20 protein-coding genes and 1 tRNA gene are annotated in these 16,945 nt (G+C 64.7%); 11 read left to right on the plus strand and 10 right to left on the minus strand.

Annotated elements, in window-relative coordinates:
* Positions 1 to 603 precede the first annotated feature (603 nt).
* Positions 604 to 1,914 carry an AAA family ATPase gene (locus tag CRO07_RS17080; protein WP_176504620.1) on the minus strand — a complete coding sequence of 437 codons (1,311 nt, stop codon included), beginning with the start codon at positions 1,912 to 1,914 and terminating at the stop codon, positions 604 to 606.
* 690 nt (positions 1,915 to 2,604) lie between these two features.
* On the opposite strand from CRO07_RS17080, the gene CRO07_RS17085 reads away from it, so the two are divergent.
* The 4 genes from CRO07_RS17085 to CRO07_RS17100 all read left to right on the plus strand — a co-directional run bounded on the left by CRO07_RS17085 (position 2,605) and on the right by CRO07_RS17100 (position 6,243).
* Positions 2,605 to 3,204, plus strand: a complete 600-nt coding sequence (locus CRO07_RS17085; RefSeq protein ID WP_097031843.1) for a hypothetical protein — start codon at positions 2,605 to 2,607, stop codon at positions 3,202 to 3,204.
* Positions 3,205 to 3,527: 323 nt separating this feature from the next.
* Positions 3,528 to 3,935: a hypothetical protein gene (locus CRO07_RS17090; protein ID WP_097031844.1), complete on the plus strand. Its 408-nt coding sequence runs from the start codon at positions 3,528 to 3,530 to the stop codon at positions 3,933 to 3,935.
* Positions 3,916 to 5,790 (plus strand): phage major capsid protein, encoded by a 1,875-nt coding sequence (locus tag CRO07_RS17095; protein WP_097031845.1) that lies wholly within the window; start codon positions 3,916 to 3,918, stop codon positions 5,788 to 5,790. The genes CRO07_RS17090 and CRO07_RS17095 overlap by 20 nt, the downstream gene beginning before the upstream one ends.
* Positions 5,791 to 5,853: 63 nt before the next feature.
* A complete protein-coding gene (locus CRO07_RS17100; protein ID WP_097031846.1) occupies positions 5,854 to 6,243 on the plus strand; it encodes a phage tail protein in 390 nt (129 codons plus the stop codon).
* A gap of 72 nt (positions 6,244 to 6,315) precedes the next feature.
* On the opposite strand, the gene CRO07_RS17105 is transcribed toward CRO07_RS17100, so the two are convergent.
* Both CRO07_RS17105 and CRO07_RS17110 read right to left on the minus strand, forming a co-directional pair.
* Positions 6,316 to 6,666: a hypothetical protein gene (locus CRO07_RS17105; protein WP_097031847.1), complete on the minus strand. Its 351-nt coding sequence runs from the start codon at positions 6,664 to 6,666 to the stop codon at positions 6,316 to 6,318.
* The gene (locus CRO07_RS17110) at positions 6,659 to 7,207 is read right to left on the minus strand and encodes a hypothetical protein (RefSeq protein WP_097031848.1); all 549 of its coding nucleotides are present in this window, start codon (positions 7,205 to 7,207) and stop codon (positions 6,659 to 6,661) included. The genes CRO07_RS17105 and CRO07_RS17110 overlap by 8 nt, the downstream gene beginning before the upstream one ends.
* Before the next feature lie 137 nt (positions 7,208 to 7,344).
* Here CRO07_RS17110 and CRO07_RS17115 point away from each other — a divergent pair, with 137 nt between their 5' ends.
* From CRO07_RS17115 to CRO07_RS17120, 3 genes are all read left to right on the plus strand, one after another.
* A complete protein-coding gene (locus CRO07_RS17115) occupies positions 7,345 to 7,584 on the plus strand; it encodes a helix-turn-helix domain-containing protein (protein WP_268876271.1) in 240 nt (79 codons plus the stop codon).
* Positions 7,585 to 7,804: 220 nt separating this feature from the next.
* Positions 7,805 to 8,053: a hypothetical protein gene (locus tag CRO07_RS18525; protein ID WP_141400101.1), complete on the plus strand. Its 249-nt coding sequence runs from the start codon at positions 7,805 to 7,807 to the stop codon at positions 8,051 to 8,053.
* A complete protein-coding gene (locus CRO07_RS17120) occupies positions 8,040 to 9,110 on the plus strand; it encodes a tyrosine-type recombinase/integrase (protein WP_235841091.1) in 1,071 nt (356 codons plus the stop codon). Before CRO07_RS18525 ends, CRO07_RS17120 begins: the two co-directional genes overlap by 14 nt.
* Before the next feature lie 74 nt (positions 9,111 to 9,184).
* Here the strand turns inward: CRO07_RS17120 and CRO07_RS17125 are convergent.
* The 6 genes from CRO07_RS17125 to CRO07_RS17150 all read right to left on the minus strand — a co-directional run bounded on the left by CRO07_RS17125 (position 9,185) and on the right by CRO07_RS17150 (position 12,142).
* A tRNA-Cys gene (locus tag CRO07_RS17125) sits at positions 9,185 to 9,258 on the minus strand.
* A gap of 231 nt (positions 9,259 to 9,489) precedes the next feature.
* Entirely contained in the window at positions 9,490 to 9,834 is a 345-nt protein-coding gene (locus tag CRO07_RS17130) for a helix-turn-helix domain-containing protein (RefSeq protein ID WP_097031850.1), read from the minus strand.
* A gap of 17 nt (positions 9,835 to 9,851) precedes the next feature.
* The gene (locus CRO07_RS17135; protein ID WP_097031851.1) at positions 9,852 to 10,919 is read right to left on the minus strand and encodes a phage late control D family protein; all 1,068 of its coding nucleotides are present in this window, start codon (positions 10,917 to 10,919) and stop codon (positions 9,852 to 9,854) included.
* Positions 10,910 to 11,119: a tail protein X gene (locus CRO07_RS17140; protein WP_204840050.1), complete on the minus strand. Its 210-nt coding sequence runs from the start codon at positions 11,117 to 11,119 to the stop codon at positions 10,910 to 10,912. Before CRO07_RS17140 ends, CRO07_RS17135 begins: the two co-directional genes overlap by 10 nt.
* Positions 11,100 to 11,510: a phage tail protein gene (locus tag CRO07_RS17145; RefSeq protein WP_097031853.1), complete on the minus strand. Its 411-nt coding sequence runs from the start codon at positions 11,508 to 11,510 to the stop codon at positions 11,100 to 11,102. The genes CRO07_RS17140 and CRO07_RS17145 overlap by 20 nt, the downstream gene beginning before the upstream one ends.
* A complete protein-coding gene (locus CRO07_RS17150; RefSeq protein WP_141400102.1) occupies positions 11,507 to 12,142 on the minus strand; it encodes a hypothetical protein in 636 nt (211 codons plus the stop codon). The genes CRO07_RS17145 and CRO07_RS17150 overlap by 4 nt, the downstream gene beginning before the upstream one ends.
* 675 nt (positions 12,143 to 12,817) lie before the next feature.
* On the opposite strand from CRO07_RS17150, the gene rpsF reads away from it, so the two are divergent.
* The 4 genes from rpsF to CRO07_RS17170 all read left to right on the plus strand — a co-directional run bounded on the left by rpsF (position 12,818) and on the right by CRO07_RS17170 (position 14,889).
* Positions 12,818 to 13,231, plus strand: a complete 414-nt coding sequence (rpsF, locus tag CRO07_RS17155; protein ID WP_097031855.1) for a 30S ribosomal protein S6 — start codon at positions 12,818 to 12,820, stop codon at positions 13,229 to 13,231.
* Positions 13,232 to 13,251: 20 nt separating this feature from the next.
* Positions 13,252 to 13,479: a 30S ribosomal protein S18 gene (gene rpsR, locus CRO07_RS17160; RefSeq protein WP_002720283.1), complete on the plus strand. Its 228-nt coding sequence runs from the start codon at positions 13,252 to 13,254 to the stop codon at positions 13,477 to 13,479.
* Positions 13,480 to 13,489: 10 nt separating this feature from the next.
* Complete coding sequence (gene rplI / locus CRO07_RS17165) at positions 13,490 to 14,059, plus strand: 50S ribosomal protein L9 (protein ID WP_097031856.1); 570 nt, start codon at positions 13,490 to 13,492, stop codon at positions 14,057 to 14,059.
* A 164-nt stretch (positions 14,060 to 14,223) separates the two neighbouring features.
* Complete coding sequence (locus CRO07_RS17170) at positions 14,224 to 14,889, plus strand: SDR family oxidoreductase (protein ID WP_097031857.1); 666 nt, start codon at positions 14,224 to 14,226, stop codon at positions 14,887 to 14,889.
* A 78-nt stretch (positions 14,890 to 14,967) separates the two neighbouring features.
* Here CRO07_RS17170 and malQ read toward each other — a convergent pair whose 3' ends face one another.
* Positions 14,968 to 16,779, minus strand: a complete 1,812-nt coding sequence (malQ, locus tag CRO07_RS17175; protein ID WP_097031858.1) for a 4-alpha-glucanotransferase — start codon at positions 16,777 to 16,779, stop codon at positions 14,968 to 14,970.
* Positions 16,780 to 16,945 lie beyond the last annotated feature (166 nt).

Below are 16,945 nucleotides of genomic sequence, written 5' to 3' on the forward strand. Positions count from 1 at the left end.
CGTCAGCGAGCCACGGCGCTTCAGCGCTTCGTTATAGGCCGGCCAGTTCCTGGTCTTGTAGCTCGGGGGGGTCGGTCTGCTCATGCGGCCCTGCTGCCACGCCGGATAACACCAGATGAATCCCTCACGTGATTTGTGCAACAGAGCCCCACAGTATAGTGCTGCGAACAGGCTCCGCAAAGTGTGTAGCTAGTGTGCAGGGGCGGGTTGAGCCAGTGTGTATCGGCTAAGGTGCTGATTTCGCTTGAAGAAATCTGGAGGCGGGTACCGGAATCGAACCGGTCTTCACGGATTTGCAATCCCGCGCCTCGCGTTGATTTTGTGGGAAAATTCTTCAAAAGGGCCAGTTTTACCCCTACCAAGTATCAATGGGTTACAAGACGCATTCAAAACGCCAGCGGGGGAATATCGCTGGAATTTCTGGGCGTTGCGCGGCCGATGATGCCGCGCGTGAAGTGCCAGAAATCTTAACCTGTCTGCCCCCTTGATAGCGGCACGTCCTGCCCCGGAAGGCGACGTTTGCGGCCCGCGTGATCCTTGGCAGAGAGACACGCGGGCCGCTTCATTTCCGGGGGGTGTTGCCGTGCCTATGCCGTGACCGTATCAAGCACCAAAGCGATGCTGCATCAGAGAAGCCGCGCCGGGATGGTCGGGGCTAAGGTCCACGCCTTTCTGTTCTGCCTTCAACCGGACATAGCCTCGGATCATCTTTTCCGTAAATTCATACCAACCCTGCCGGGTTCCTGTCAGGATGTAGCCATGTGGTTCGCTCTTTAGACGGTTCATACGCGTATTGAACTGTTCGCGGGTCATAGGCTCTTTATGCAGGCCCTTCATCACCCGCCTATAGACTTCAAAAATATCTGCGCTTCGTTTCTTCAACTCATGGCCATCTGCCACGGAGAAAAGTATTGCGCTATATGTGTCATCATACTTCTGTGTGGCTTTTTCATATGGCCCTCTTAACTTCATGTCCATGGCACTGGCTGCATCTTCCATTGCCTGAACAAATAGCTCTGGGGTCACTGCTCCGCCATTCTGGGCCTCAAATACACGCCAGAACAACTTTTCAGAAATAAAGTGGACGTAGTAGGGGAACCCGTCGCAAATCATCGCAATTCGATAGGTAGTCGTCTTGTCGATCTTGATTCCGAGAGTTTCCGCAGCCGTTTCGACAATCTCAATTCTCGCATCCCATGGCAACCTGCCAAGGTCAACGGCATGGAAGTATCGGTCTGCACTGCCATGGGCCGCCATCAATGCTTCCGCGCTTTCGGCAATCCCGCAGAAGATGAAGCAAGCCTCGACGTGTTTGTCCGAAACCTGCTTCACCAAGTTGGCGAAGTCCCGCTGAACGTCTGCCGACGCAATTAGGTCAAATTCATCGACCACGAAAACAGGTTTCCCGCCAAGCTCCTGCGCCAGAAATTGTATGACGCGGACGGCATCGTTCACGGACAACGGTTCTTCAATTTCCTTTTCTTTTTGGGTATTGCTGCCTTTTAGTAATGCAGAAAATCCCTTGAATGAGAGGCCTGCACTCCCTTCCTTTGTCTTGGTCTCTTCAGCAATTCGAGGGTCTTTCCCAAACGCCTCATCGAAAATGTCTTTAATGATTGACTTGAAGGTGCTGTTGGGGTCGCAGCTCACGATAATCGGGTCGTGCCCCTTTGCAATTTTGAAGGCGGCTGTTTGAGCGAGGGAAGACTTTCCCACTCCCCGAAGCCCATGTATCAGGACATGCCGTCCGGGTGCATAGAGTGCTTTCTCAATGCCATGAAGCTGATCCGCACGACCTTTCAAATACTCTTCTGACTGAAGCGGCTGCGCCGGTGACAACACTCTTGAAAGAGCGCGACCGAACTCCTGTTGTGTCTGTGTCAAAACCGCGCGCAATGTTTCCAGCTTTTCCAACGAATGCCCCTGAAGAATAGCCCACTAACCATAGGCTACACGCCGCAGAGGAACCCGCGCAAGCCAGAAACCCAACTCGATCTGCCCCGCCGCTCGCGCCCCTCTCTGCCCCGCGCCCCCTGTTCCAACACATAAACCGATCTGCCCTGATTTTGGATCGGGGGAAGTGGCATGATGCCGCCCGGCATTCGCCGGGCGAAGAGGACGCGAGGCGGAAGCGGGGGCTTGCGGGGCAGTTTGGGGCAGGTGCTGCCCCGAGGGGGCGGGGTTTGGGGCAGGCTTGGGGCAGGAATTTTGCCGCGAAAACGCCGTTTTTCTCTTTGTTCTTATGATCTTATCTATTCTTTGGGGCAGATAGGGCAGGTAGTCTATACGCTGAACCTAAAAAACTAGGGGAAACAGGGAATTTATAGGTCCGACTATAGGGCTTTGCTGCCCCAACTGCCCCGATATGCCGCAAGGCCATGAAACGAAATGGAAAAGGCCGGGCCGAACGCTGCCCCGCCGTTGCCCTGTGCTGGGGCAAGGCTTGCCCCGAGGGGCTTCACCACGGGCCGGGGCGGGTGCAAAGTTGGGTGTTGCGTTGCGCGACCCTAACCGCCCGGTGCTGTTGCAGTCCGTTAAATTGTACCTGTTGTCCTAACTGTGCCGCGACTTGAACCAGTCGCCACAGGATAGGACGCCGAAGCGATGCAAACCGAAAAGCGCCACCCGATTGCCCATGCGCTGCAAATCATCGGCACGGGGCGGACCACGCTCAACAATTACATTTACGGGCCGGGTGCCATCCTGTCCGCGATCTTTGGCGAGGCAGGCGAAAGCCTTGAAGATCACATTGGCCCCAACCGCCCGCCGGTCTGCGAAAATCAGCGGTGGCTGCGCCGCTATCTGACAGACGAGGCGGTGGTGGTGCTGTCCATCGGCTTCCGGCTGATCCGCTACGGGGTCAAGGCAGAAGAAGCGTTCCAGTTGGGCTTCCGGTTCGCCTTCGGCACCGATGCGCCCGAGGGCCATCCGGTGCGCTGGACGCCCCTCTATCCCGAGGGTGAAACCATCCTGATTATCAATTCCCCAAGCCCGATCACGGAAGACGCCGAGGGCCGCACGGCCTTTGCCTTTGTCGGTGATCGTTACCATGGCTCCATGGCAGAGGCCGCGCGACTGGCCGGGCATGAGGAAGACGGCGAGCCGCTGGTGGTGTTGAACCTCTCGCACCTTTGCCGCTCAATCGCGCTTTGGTTGGGCGAAGACCCGGCAACCTTCATGCGCCCGGCGCGGGCGGCCGCATAATGGGCGCGGCACTCAATAGCATTCGGGCGGGGTTGGAAGGTTCCGCGCCCGAACCGGCCTGCGTGGTGGTGGTGGCCAGCGCAGGCACCTTGCGGGCAGGGAAGGCGGGCAAGGACCGCGCTTGTGTCAGGGCGCGGCCCGCCTTCCCGACCGCATCGTTCGGCACCGCACAAATCGCCCTGGACTCGCACCTGTCAGACCCGTTTGGGTCCTTCCCCCACAAGCAACGTGGGGTAATTCGCGGCCACGTTACTTTGGGCAGTCTGAAGATTTTGCAGGGTGGTCTTTTGGGTTGGGGTTGTTGTTATGAAAGGGAAATTCGGATGCTTCGGCATGAAATGAACCAGAAGACCCCGCCCGGATTTGTGGCGGTGGATCGGGCGGACGTGGTGGCGGCCTGTCTGGCCGTGCTGATCCGCGAATTGCATGGCCTCGGCCTGAAGCGCGAGGTTGCGCTGGCCGTGCTGCGCGATGCGGCCGACCGGATCGACGCCGCCCTGACCCGTGGGCCGCGCGCCCTTGTGCTTTACCGGCTGGACCGGAAGGCCCCGGTGGGCATCGTGTCGGATGATGACGCCCGCCTCGCCACCTTCGCCGCCGAGGCCGAAGCCTCGGGCGCGGGTCTGATCGGGGTGAATCCCTATCGGGTCGCCGTGCTGGCCGCCAAGGCCAAGGCCGAGGGCTGCGCCACCGTGAAGCAAGGAGGGCAGTATGACCGCGCGCTTCACTGACTTGGGCGCGGGTGCCGGGGATGCGGCAACCCGCATTGGTGCGGCCGTGCTGGCCGAGGTGCAGGCCGAGGGTGACGACGACCGCACCGTGGCCCTGTCGTTTTCCTCGGAAGCGCCGGTCCTGCGCGATTACAGCTTCGGCCCCGGATGGGAAGTCCTCGGCCACCGGCCCCAAGAGGTGGACCTGTCGCGCATTGCGGCGGGCGCTGTTCCGCTTCTGAAAGACCACCACCGCGACCTTGATTCCAAGGTGGGCACCGTTGCCCGCGCATGGATCGAAGGGGCGCGGGGGAAAGCCATTGTTACCTTCGCCGCCACCCCCGAGGGCGAGGCCATGCTGGCCCGCGTTCGCGCGGCCGAGGTGCAAAGCGTGTCTGTCGGATACGCCGCCCATGCCTTTGAGGTGGTGGGCGATCTGGAAGGCGTCCCGGTGGTCCGCGTGACCGGCTGGGAATTGCTTGAAGTCTCTCTCGTCGCCACCCCTGCCGACCCTTCCGTGGGCATCGGCCGTTCGTTTACCCCCGCCCTGAAAGGATCTTCTATGACCACCCCGAACCCCGCCGCGCCGGTCAATCCGGCCCCTGTCGCCTCGGCCACGGCCGCGATGGAAGCCACCCGCGCCGAACGCCACCGCGTCCGCGAAATCGAAGCCACCGCCCGCCAGATGAATATGCCCGGCGACATGCTGGCCGCCGCCATCGAAGACGGCACCACGCTGGCCGATTTCCAGCGCCAAGCCCTTGACTTCATCGGGTCCGACACGGCCACCGCCACGCGCCAGCGCATGTTTGCCCCAGCGATTCGTCGCGGTGGCGAACGCGAATACAGCCTGACCCGCGCCATTGCCGCCGAACTGTCGGGCAACTGGTCGGAGGCGGGCTTCGAGCGCGAAGTGGCGCAGGAAACCACCCGCGCCGTGGGCAAGTCCGCCTCGGGCTTCTATGTGCCCCCGGCGGTGCTGGGCCGCGCGGTCATCACCACGGCCACCGCCCCGGCGCTGATCGGCACCGATCACATGGCCTCGGCCTTCATCGACGCTCTGCGCCCGGAGGTGGCCGTCATGGGCCTTGGGGCCACGGTTCTGCCGGGTCTGGTGGAAAACGTGGCAATCCCGCGCATGGTGTCTGGCACGGCCGCCGAATGGATCGGGGAAGACGCCGCTGCGTCCGAATCCTCGCCCGTCTTCGACAGCGTTCCGCTGACCCTGAAGCAACTGTCGGCCCGCAGTCAGCTTTCGCGGCGGCAACTGAAGCAGTCCCTGCCGGGGCTGGACGTGCTGCTGAAGAACGACCTGCGCCGCAGCATCGGAATCGAACTGGACCGGGCGGCAATCTCGGGCGCGGGCACCGCGACCGTGCCGCGCGGCATCCTGAATACCGTGGGCATCGGGTCCGTTGCCATCGGCGCAAACGGTGGTGCCCCGCATTTCCCCTTCCTGACCCGGCTTATGGCCGAGGTGGAAGCCGAGAACGTGGCGGGCACGTCCTATGGCTGGCTGACGAACCATTTCGTGAAGGGCACCCTGCTTTCCACCCAGACGGCGGACGGCGCGCAACAGATGATCCTTCAGCGCATCGGCACCGACTGGACCATCGCGGGTTACAAGGCGGCCTTCAGCAACCTTGTGCCCGCGAACGGCACCAAGGGCACCGGCACCGATCTGTCGACCCTGATCTTCGGCAACTGGTCGGACCTGATGGTCGGCCAATGGGGCGGCATCGACATTGTGGTCGATGACGTGACCGAGGCCGCCAAGGGCAACGTACGGATCATCGCCCATTCGGAATGGGACATCGCCGTGCGGCACCCGCAGTCCTTCGCGGCCATCACCGATGCCGTGACCGTCGCGGGCTGATCCTGCGGCACCTGCCCGCCCCACCTCGGGGCGGGCTTTCCCCAAATCTGGAAAGGGCCATACATGGCAATCATTCACGGGAAGGACGGGGTGGTGAAGATCGGCACGGCCGATTTTGCCCACGTCCAAAGCTGGAATCTGGACGTGACGGCCGATGTGGCCGAAGCCTACAGCATGGGCGAAGAGTGGAAGGACGCCGGGGTTGGCGTCAAAGGTTGGTCGGGGTCGCTGGAATGCTACTTTGACCCGGCCGATACCACCCAAGGTGGCCTCGATGTGGGCGACGTGGTGGCGCTGAACCTCTATCCGGGCGGGGATGCGACCGGGGCGCGCTACTTCAGCGGCAACGCGGTGGTGTCCGGGGTGCCCCTGTCGGGAGCCAAGGATGGGTGGGTGTCCGTCACATTCAACTTCACCGGCAAGGGCGCGCTGGCCTCGGCCACCGCCCTGTGACGGCCGCCCCCCGGCCTCTCAGCCCCTTTGCGGATCGGGGCAGGACGGGGCGAGAGGGGGGTGCGGATGCCTTCACATGGGCGCGGGGATATGCACTTCAGGGCGGCCGCCAAGCGGCCGCTTTGTCAATTCCGGCCTCGGCCGTTCCGGCCGCAGGGCGCGGCCTTCTAGGGCCAGCATGGCACGGGCTTGCGCAAGCTGGCCGGTGGCCCAGCCGATGCCCTGCCGCGTCACGATATAGCGCCCCTGTGCCGCCGGGTGAATGAAGCCCTGCCGCAGCGCCATGCCCACGGCCATATCGAGGCCGAAAGGGTCAAGCCCCGCCGCATGGGCCAAGGGCACCTCCGGGGCGTCCTGCACGGCCGCCACCGCGCACAGGAAGTCCAGAAGATTCCGGTTGCGAAAGCCCCGCCGCTCACGCATCCAGCCGCCCCGCCTCTTCGCGCTTCTCTGCCTCGGCCCCATGGCCGGGGATCACGCCGCCCCATGCCGTCAAGCGCCAGATGCGTTCCCGATGGGTCCGGGCGGCCTGCGCGGGCATCACCTCGGCCCGGCCGAGGCGCAACAGTGTTACGGCCGTGCGCAGGCGGCCCAAGGCCCCGCCGTTGCGAGTGGTGGCCGGATCGGCGGCAAGCTGGACGAAGACCTGTTCCGGGTCTTCGATGTTGACCGCAATCGTCAACATGCCTCGCGCCGCGCATTCCTGAAGCCCTGCCCAGATGCCTGCCGGGGTCAGGTTGTATTCTTCCCCGGCCGAGGCAAGGTCGATCCACGCGGAAAGCTGTTGCAGGTCTTCGATGCGTTCGCGGGCGCAAAGGTTGTCCATCGCGTCCGAGAAGTCCACCGACAGGGCGAATAGCCCGGCGGCCGTGTATTCGTTCAAGCTGATCTGCCTGCCGTCCGAACGGGCAAGACGGGCCTGCATGGCCGTGTAGGCGCTGCGGTCAAACTGAAGCGTTTCCATGTGTCACCTTTCTTTGGGCATGGCTTCCCCGTGGCCGGAAAGCATGGGCTTTCGGCATTGCGGGAACCGCCAAAATGCTGTTATGGTCATGCGTCACCTTAATGGTGACAAATGCACTATAGTGAGGGCGGAACGTGGTGACAAGCGCACAAATCAGGGCGGCGCGGGGTCTGCTTAACTGGACCGTGCGCGACCTTGCTGAACGCTCGGGGGTGCATAGGAACACCGTAACGCGGATTGAAACCGAAACGACCGGGCCGGGTCATTCGGTTGCGGCGATTCGGGCGGCACTTGAGGCGGCCGGGGTTGAGTTTATTGCCGAAAATGGTGGTGGTGCCGGGGTGCGCATGGCGAAGCCCGGCGGCGCGGGCGCTTAGCAGGCTTTCGCTAACAATGCCCTAACGAAAACCCGCCGCGCGCTTCAAATCTGACCTGATTTCCTTAACCGCACCTTGCCGCCTTGCCTTGCATTTTAGGCACATCAAGACGTTTGCAGGCAGGTAGGTGACATGCGGAAGGCGGCACAACGGCAATCGACATTTCTTTTGCACGATGCTGCACTACCGGCGGCCACCCCTGCGTCGGAGGTGAAAGCACATGCCTGAATTGATTTCAGCCGAAGACCTTGCGCGCCAGATGCTGTTTTCTGGCGTCAACGGGGCTTTCCGCGACTGGTGCGCCCTGATGCGCATTCATCCGGTGCCGGGGCGGCGCGGGGTCTATGATCCGGCGCTTGTGCGGCGCAGGCTGGATGAAGCGCAAGGGTTATTGCAGGGCGAGGGCGCGGCCTCGGGCGTGGGTGCGGGTCTGGTGGCCCAGAGAAGGGCGCGCCGTGGTGCAGCGTAAGCGCCAGCGCCTTCCGGCCGAGATTAACCGGGTCCGCGCCAAGCTGGCGGACGGGACAGTGCGCTATTACTTCTACCTGCGCGGCCGGAAGGCGGCACGGTTCTGGACCGATGCCCAGCCGAACCCTACCGATCCGGCCTTCTTCGTCGCCTATGTCGCGGAAATGGAAAAGGGGCGGCCGAAGGTCGGGCACCTCGTTCCCGGCATGGTGGACGCCTATCTGTCTTCGGCCGAGTTCAAGGCGAAAAGCCCCCGCACCCAAGACGACTATCGCAAGTGGGCGCTGCGCTTCGCGGCCGAGTTCAAGGACGACCCGGTGGCGATCTTTGAAGAACCGGCCTCGCGGGGCGAGGTGAACGAATGGCGCCAACAGTGGGCGCATTCGGCCAAGCAATTCGACTATGCCGGAACCGTGGTCACGCTGATTCTGAATTGGGCGCGGGACGCCGGGAAGATCGCGGAACACCATTGCGACCGCTTGCCCAAGGCATACAAGGCCGACCGAGCCGAGGTGGTCTGGACCGAAGCCGACCTTGCCACCTTCACCGCTCTTGCGCCGGAATGGGTGTCACGCATCCTTCTGGCCGCTTGCGAAACCGGGCTGCGGCCGGGCGATCTTATCAAGCTGTCCCGCGCCCATATAGAAGACACGCCCGGCGGGCGGCGTCTTCGCATCAAGACAAATAAGCGCGGCCGGGTGGCACATATCCCGGTGCTGCCCCGCATGGCGGCCATTCTGGACGCCACGCCGAAGGACCGGCTTCTGATCCTGACCAATGCGAACGGCCAGCCCTTGACGGAACACCGGGCTTCAGAGGGCGTTCGCCAGTGGCGCGACAAGGCCAAACTGTCGGATACGCTGCGCCTTCAGGATGCTCGAGGCACGGCCGCCACGCGGCTGTTGAATGCGGGCCTTAGCCTAGCGCAGATCGCGTCCTTTATGGGCTGGGGGCTGCGCCATGCGCAGAACGTTATCGAGCATTATGCGCGCCTTGCCCCCGACGAATCCGACCGCATCCTTGAGGCCCTGACAGTGGCAAAACGGGGTGTAGCATGAACGGATTTGCAAAACGTCTTACAAAATGCCTGCCCGAAGGCGCGGAATTTTTCGGCTAAGTCATTGGAAAGATTTGGAGGCGGGTACCGGAATCGAACCGGTCTTCACGGATTTGCAATCCGCTGCGTAACCTCTCCGCCAACCCGCCGGAGCCTTGCGCTGATTAGGTTTTTCGCGCGCAGCCGTCAAGCCGCTTTTGCGGTTCCGACAGAGGTTCCGACATTCTCGATTCGGGCGCCATCTGTTCCTTATGGCCTAGCCTCCACGTTTCGCCGCATTCCCGCGCATAGAGGGAGACACTTTTGCGTCGTGCCGGAGCAGGTCTCACAACCGGGCCGGCAGGGCTGCGGCCGGGTCGCTCCGGGCGTCGCGATCAGCCTCACCCCACATCGATCCGCCGCGCCAGTGAGTAGCCAACCCCCCAATGGCTGACCAGCAGCCCTTGCGGCAGTTTCGCGCGCATTTTCTGGATCACAGCATGGACAGACCTTTGAGACCGATCCCATTCGGTCCCGTAAATCGCTGCGAAAAGCGCCTGATGGTCGAGGACGCGCGGAGCTGCGGCGTTCAGTGCCGCAAGCATACGGGCCTGCGTCGGGGTCAGCCCAAACTTATGGCGGAGCGCCGCGACGGTCTGGGATCCAGTCAGCTCGCCCAACAGCTGCAAGGCAACCTCCAACCGTTCGTCGGCGGGATGCGCCATCACATGCGCCCGAAGATCCATGCTTTCCGTTCCCGCCGTCAAGTCGGAGGTGGCAGTTCGGCCTCGACGCTGGACCGCCAGCCGCCGGCGCCGACATCGTGCCGGACGGACGTGATCAACCACTCTGTCGGCACACCTGGGCGCCAGCCGATCAGCTGCAGGCGCGCCTCGGCCGTGAGATCGGGCCGGCCCGGCAAGTCGAGAGTGAGTCTGCGCGACTGCCGGTAGGCGCGATCCGCTTCAGCCTTCGCAGCTCGCCTTGCTGCAGCCTCGCTGGCATAGGTGCGCTTCAGGCGGCGGGTCTTAGGTTGCCCGGCAAGTGTTTGATCGGCCGCCCCCGCAGGCGCGTCCACAGCGACATCGACAGTCGCGGCGCCGTTCAGATCGCGATAGGTTGTGACCACCTGATCCGTTGCTTCGCGCCGATTCACCGCAAATCGCCAGCGCGTCACCTGCGCAGGCGTCAGCTCCACGACCGGCAGCGGCGTTCCATCGACAGACGTGCTTTCGCCCGGGGTCACCACCACCAAGGCTCCACCACCCGGCTTGAAAATCAGACCGTTCTCGCGGGCCACGCGCGACAACAGGTTCATGTCCGACTCGGCTATCTGATCCAGGTGGGCCAGCGTGACCTTCGACGCCTCGGCCGAGACCGCAGCTTTGTAGCCGGCTGCCTTCGAGATCTTCGCGACCAGAGCGGAAACACTTGTGCCCTCCGGCCAGCTGCGGGTCTTCGGCTCGTTGATCGCCGTCTTGCCGCCATCAGATGCACCAAAACCAGAGGCAAAGGCCGTGATACGCACCTGACCTGGCGGGCCGCTGACCTCGACCTCATCGACGACATAGAGGCCGACGACCTTGGATACGAACTGATAGCCGAGCGCGATCTCGATCTCAGCGCCGGTCTTTGGCAGCGCGATCGGCATCATCGGGATGTGATCTGCCAGCACGATCTCGGCCTTGTCCGCTTGGATGCCCGCGGTGTCCGTCAAGCTGATGGATATCAGCCGCGGCATGAAGGCCCCAGTCATGTCCTGGCCGTTGACCACGACCGACACCATCGGCCGGAAGTTCGCCATGTCGGAAATCGTTTCGGTCAGCCCCACAGCCGCACCTCGCGCACCACCGCCGGCGCGGGCGCGTCGGGCAACATCAACAGCAGGCCCGCCGGCAGTACAGGGCCGTGATCGGCCAAGCCGGGGTTGGCGTCGAGCAGCCCCTCGACCAGTCGGCCATTCTGCCGCCCATAAACCACAAAGGCGATGCTGTCGGCGGTGTCGCCCTCCTTAGAACGGTAGTAGCGCACGCAGACCTCCATCGTAGCGCGTCATGCGCAGCTGGAATTCTTGCCGGCTTGGCGCGCCATCCCGCACGAACGCGCCCTGCGTCTCGGTGATCTGCTCGACGCACCACAGGCCGAGCACCCGGCCCGTGCCGCTGATCAGGGGCAATGGGATGCCGATGCTGGCCTGCAGGCGCATCCGGTCAGGCTCGCCGGTCGACCCGCAGACCGCGGGGAAAACCACCCCCTGCATCTCGACCGTATCCGGGCCGAGGCCAGTCCACTGCAGGGCATCATTCGTTCCGATCCGCTCTTGCCGCGCCCATCGATAGGACGTGACCCGCGAGAGTCGCTGATAGGCCGCGCTGCTGACCGCGAATTTGTAGAGTCCCAGCCGCATCATCACGTCGCTCATGGCGTTGCCTCATCGTGGAGCCCGCCGCGGGCGCGATCCGCGAGCTTGCGCACCACTTCGTCGGCGATGGCGTTCGCGTCCGCGTTCTGCGGGGCGTTGATGGTGATACCCCCAACGCTGACGTTTGCCGGTGGCGGAGCGGCAGGCGCAGTCCCCCTGTCGCTGAGCCCACCCTTTGCGGGCGGGGCACCGGCCGGACGATCACTCAGCCCGCCTCCAAAGGCTCCCTTCCGCCACTCAAGCGCGTCGTCATACAGTTCCATCAGGCCACCCAAGCCGGGCAAACTGCGCAGATTGCCTTCCAGCTGCTCCCGATTGCCCCTCTGCCACTCCTCGATCTCGGCCTTCGTCTCGAACTGCGGGACGCGGGAGAAGTGATAGGCTCCCTGTGCGGCGGCGAGCAAGCCGCCGATCTGGACGCCGCGCACGGCGGCCTTCATGCGCGCCGCTGCCGTCTCCGTCTGGGCCGCCGCCGCCGCCATCGCGGGGCCGACGCGGCCCGCGGAGGCCGCGATGCCATCGGTCGCGCGGCTGATCGCCCCCAGCCCCATCGCCATCAGGTCAAGTGCACCGCCCTTGCCCAGCAAGCCGACGAACCTGAGCGCGGATACTGCGCCCTTGAATGCGATCAAGGATCCAGCGGCAGCAAAGCCGGCGCGCGGCCGTTGAACCTGCGGGGCGCTGGCACCCGCGGGGCGCCAACGTTTTGCGTCCTGCCCGTGCCGCCCGAACGCCCCCGCGCGAGCCGCACCGGGTCCGCCCATTCTGCACCTTCGGTCCGACACGGCCGACCCACCGTGATCGTTCATCACCACAAGCAGGAAAGGCCACGGCAAACGTCGCCGGTGGACCGAGGCTCGCCCATCACTTTCCCGTCTCAGCGGCATTCCATCGGCGCCAGCGTCGCCGCATCCTATCGGTCGCGGTGCGCCGATGCTTGCGGGCCATCGCCCTGGCCGAATCCCCGGCATCCAAGGCAAAACCGGCGCCATCGCGACCAACGCCCGGCGCCGCGACAGCGGGCCACGCCAATCCCGCCATGCGGGCCAATTCCGACCTGTGTCTCGCCGCAGAAGCCATCACCAACACCTGCGCCTCTCTCGGCCAGCCTGTCGACGCGCGATTTGCCCCTTGCCGGCAGCGCCACGCCATGGGGCCCGTCCCTCGCTTCGGGCTTGCGTCCTGCGGCGGGGCCGCTATAAGGCCACATCCTTCCGCACTCATGGGAACCGGCGCAGCCTCTCGTGGACGGGCCGCGGAAGGCAAGGCCCGACCTATGAAATGCGCCCTGTGGAACTGGAGACCGCATGCCTCTCTACGAGCATGTCTTCATCTCGCGTCAGGATCTCTCCAACGCGCAGGCCGAAGGCCTTATCGAACATTTCTCGACGGTCCTCGCGGACAACGGCGGCAAGGTCGTCGATCGCGAATACTGGGGCGTCAAGACGATGGCCTACAAGATCAACAAGAACCGCAAGGGCCACTATGCCTTCCTGAAATCGGACGCGCCCTCGGCCGCCGTGCAGGAAATGGAACGCCTGATGCGTCTGCATGACGACGTGATGCGTGTCCTGACCATCAAGGTCGACACCCACGCCGAAGGCCCCTCGATCCAGATGCAGAAGCGCGACGAGCGCGAACGTGGCGACCGCCCCGATCGTGGCGACCGCGGTGATCGTGGCGACCGCGGTGACCGTGGCGGCTTCGGCGGCCGGCGCTGATCAGGTAGAGGAGACATCCCATGGCCAACAAACCCTTCTTCCGTCGCCGCAAGGTCTGCCCGTTCTCGGGCGACAACGCGCCTGCGATCGACTACAAGGACACCCGTCTGCTTCAGCGCTACATTTCCGAGCGCGGCAAGATCGTGCCCTCGCGCATCACCGCCGTCTCGGCCAAGAAGCAGCGTGAACTCGCCGCCGCCATCAAGCGTGCGCGTTTCCTCGCCCTGCTCCCCTACGCCGTGAAGTGAGGAGCTGAACATGCAAGTCATTCTTCTCCAGCGTGTGGCCAAGCTTGGCCAGATGGGCGAGGTCGTGAACGTCAAGGACGGTTACGCCCGCAACTACCTGCTGCCGCAGGGCAAGGCGCTGCGCGCCAACGACTCGAACATCAAGTCGTTCGAGGCCCGCAAGGCGCAACTCGAGGCTCAGAACCTCGAGACCAGGAAAGAGGCCGAAGTGGTCGCCGCCAAGCTGGACGGCCAAAGCTTCGTGGTCATCCGCTCGGCGTCGGACGCCGGTGCGCTTTACGGCTCTGTCACCACGCGCGACGCGGCCGATGCGGCCACCGAAGCCGGCTTCACCGTTGATCGTGGCCAGATCGTCCTGGACCGTCCGATCAAGGAACTGGGCCTGCACACCGTCACCGTGACGCTGCACCCGGAAGTTTCGGTCAAGATCAAGCTGAACGTCGCCCGTTCGGCCGAAGAGGCCGAGCTTCAGGCTTCGGGCAAGTCGATCCAGGAACTGGCGGCCGAAGCCGATGCCGCCGCCGATTTCGAGATCGCCGAACTGTTCGACGAAATCGGGGCCGCCTCGCAGGACGAGTGATCGTTTCTGCCGGACCTTTTTCGGAACCGCGCCGGGCAACCGGCGCGGTTTTTTGATGCGCAGCCGCAGCATTCGGTTGCCCTGCGGCCGGGGTTCTTGCACTCGGCCGGGTTTCCCGCCATAGGCTGATACGGCAAGACCCAGTCCCCAGAAGGCCTTTTCCGATGAGCACCCTGCCCTCTCCCCGCATCGCCCTTGTCACCGGAGCCTCGCGCGGGCTGGGAACCGCGATCGCCGAAGAGCTGGCGGTTCAGGGCTGGCATGTCGTGGCGGTTGCCCGCACCACCGGCGGGCTGGAAGACCTTGACGACCGCGTGAAGGGGCGCCGCCCGGGCGCCGAGCCGACAACGCTGGCCCCGATGGATATCACCAGCGACGATGCGATGCGCCATCTGTGCCGGTCGATCTTCGACCGCTGGGGGGCGGTGCATCTTTGGGTTCATGCCGCGATCCATGCCGCGCCGCTGTGCCCGGCCGGGCATCTGGAACCCAAGGACTGGGACAAGTCAATCGCCACCAATGTCCGCGCCACCGGCATGCTGATCCCGATGGTCGAGCCGCTGTTGCGTGCCGGCCAAGGCACTGCGCTGTTCTTCGACGACCCGCGCGGGGGCGAGCCGTTCTTCGGGGCCTATGGCGCAACCAAGGCGGCGCAGATCGCGCTTGTGCGAAGCTGGCAGGCCGAGACGCAGAAGATCGGCCCGCGCGTGGTGATCGAGACGCCGAACCCGATGCCCACCGCCACCCGCGGCCGCTTTTTCCCCGGCGAGGATCGCGATGCGCTGACCGACATCCGCACCGAGGCCGAGCGTATCCTTGCCCTGCTGTAACCGCGGGTAGGCCCGGCCCAGATCACGGCCGGTCGCAACCGGGTTCCCTCCGTGCCGGATTGGCGCGGGGGTGGCCCGTCATGGCGAAGCCCGCGGCCGTTCGGCGGCAATCGCGCCCGTGATGTCGCGAAACAGGTCGGTGTCAGGCAACGCCGCCAGATCCACGCCCAGACGCCGGCGCCAGTTCGGGTGTTCCTCGACCGTCGAGGGCACGTTGACGGGCGCGACCTCGCCGGCCAGATCCTCCAGCCGGACGGCAAACAGCCGCGAGGGTGCGCGGGCCAGATGGCGATGCACCGCCACCACCAGATGCGCGGGCGGGTCGCCGGCGCCGATCCGATGCACGTCGTCCCACGGCATCAGACCCGCATGGCCCAGATCCTCCAGCAGTTGCCGCCGCTCGGTCCAGCGGAAATCGGCCTGATGGCGGGCGGCCTCGTCCGAGATCAGGTGAAAATCGCACCGGATCGTCACGTCATCCCCGCGCCACCAGCCGCGGAAGGTGGGCAGATCGTGGGTCGACAGGCAGACCAGCGCCTCGCGCGGGTAGTGACAGGGCGCGATATAGCCGTGGTCGTGCCGTTCGAACAACAGGATGCGGTAGGACAGGATGTTCATCGCTGCCATCACCTCGCGGAAGCCCGCCGGGACATTGCCCAGATCCTCGCCGATGATCAGGGTGCGGTTCTCTTGCGAGGCTTCGGCCAGACGGCGCAGCATATCCTCGACCGGATAGCGGACATAGGTTCCCTGCGGCGCCCCCATGCCTTCGGGGATCAGGAACAACTGCCAGACCCCCATCGCGTGATCGATCCGCAGGGCACCCGCACGCCGCGTCGCATCCTGCATCAGCGCCCCGAAAGGCGCGGCCCTCAGCGCCGCCAGCTTGACCGGCGACAGCGGCGCCAGCCCCCAGTCCTGCCCCTGCGCGTTGAACCAGTCCGGGCAGGCGCCGATCTTCACCCCCGGCACCACCAGTTCCGGGTCCGACCATGTGCCAGAGCCGTCCGGCGCCTCGCCCACGGCGAAATCCAGGTATAGCCCGATCTTCATCCCTGCCGCGCGACAGGCATCGCGGGCCTCGGCCAACTGGCGGTCGGCAAGCCATTGCAGCCAAAGATGAAACTCGACCTCGGCGGCCTCGGCCTGCGCAAAGGCGCGGACCTCGGGGCTGTCGGCATCGTGGAAGGCCGCAGGCCAGCCGCGCCAACCCGCGCCATGGCCCTCGGCCACCATCCGGGCCGAGATCACCTCGAACAGGGCATGCCGGTGCAAAAGCGCGCCGCCCCCGTCGCGGAAGCGGGCGAAGGCGGCCGGATCGCCCGGGTCGGCCGCCCAGATCGCCCGCAGCGCCGCCAGTTTCGCGGCAGCCACCGCCGGATAATCCACCAGATCGGTGTCGCGCAGCGCCTGAAGCCCGGCCGGCGCCAGCCCCGGATGAAAGCCGGGCACCCGGTCCACCGCAATGTAAAGCGGGTTCAGGAACCGGCGGTTCGACGGCGAGAACGGGCTTGTATGCGCCGGATTTGCCAGAAACAGCGCATGAAGCGGGTTCAGCCCGATGAAATCCGCCCCCGCCGCGCCCGTGATCCGGGCCAGATCGCAAAGATCGGCAAAATCCCCGATCCCCCAGTTCCGCGCCGAGCGGATCTGATAAAGCTGGGCCGCCACGCCCCAAAGCCGCATCTCGCCCTCGGGCATGAAGCAGGCCACACCTTCGGGCGCCCGCAACACCGGCAGCGATACCCCCTCGCCGTCATCCGCGACGCCGAACGCGTCCAGCAGATGGCGCAGCGTCTGCTGCGGCGGCCGGATGAACTCGCCCCCCAGCGCGTGATAGCTGGGCTGAATGGCGAAGCGCGCCGCCCGGTCTTCGATGGTGTCGGTCATGCTGGCTCCTGAAGCGTCACCGGCACCGGACGGGCGGCGGCGGACCGCCGGGCGCGGCACCCGATGCACCATGGATCACACGAGCCCCGCCGCCGGCAAGGGCTGCGCAGATGCGTCAGGGCCGGCGCAAAGCCGCAGCAACCCGGGATGACAGGCCGAACGCCAA

Origin of the sequence: Cereibacter ovatus, from assembly GCF_900207575.1 — a bacterium.
Taxonomy (GTDB): Bacteria; Pseudomonadota; Alphaproteobacteria; order Rhodobacterales; family Rhodobacteraceae; genus Cereibacter_A; species Cereibacter_A ovatus.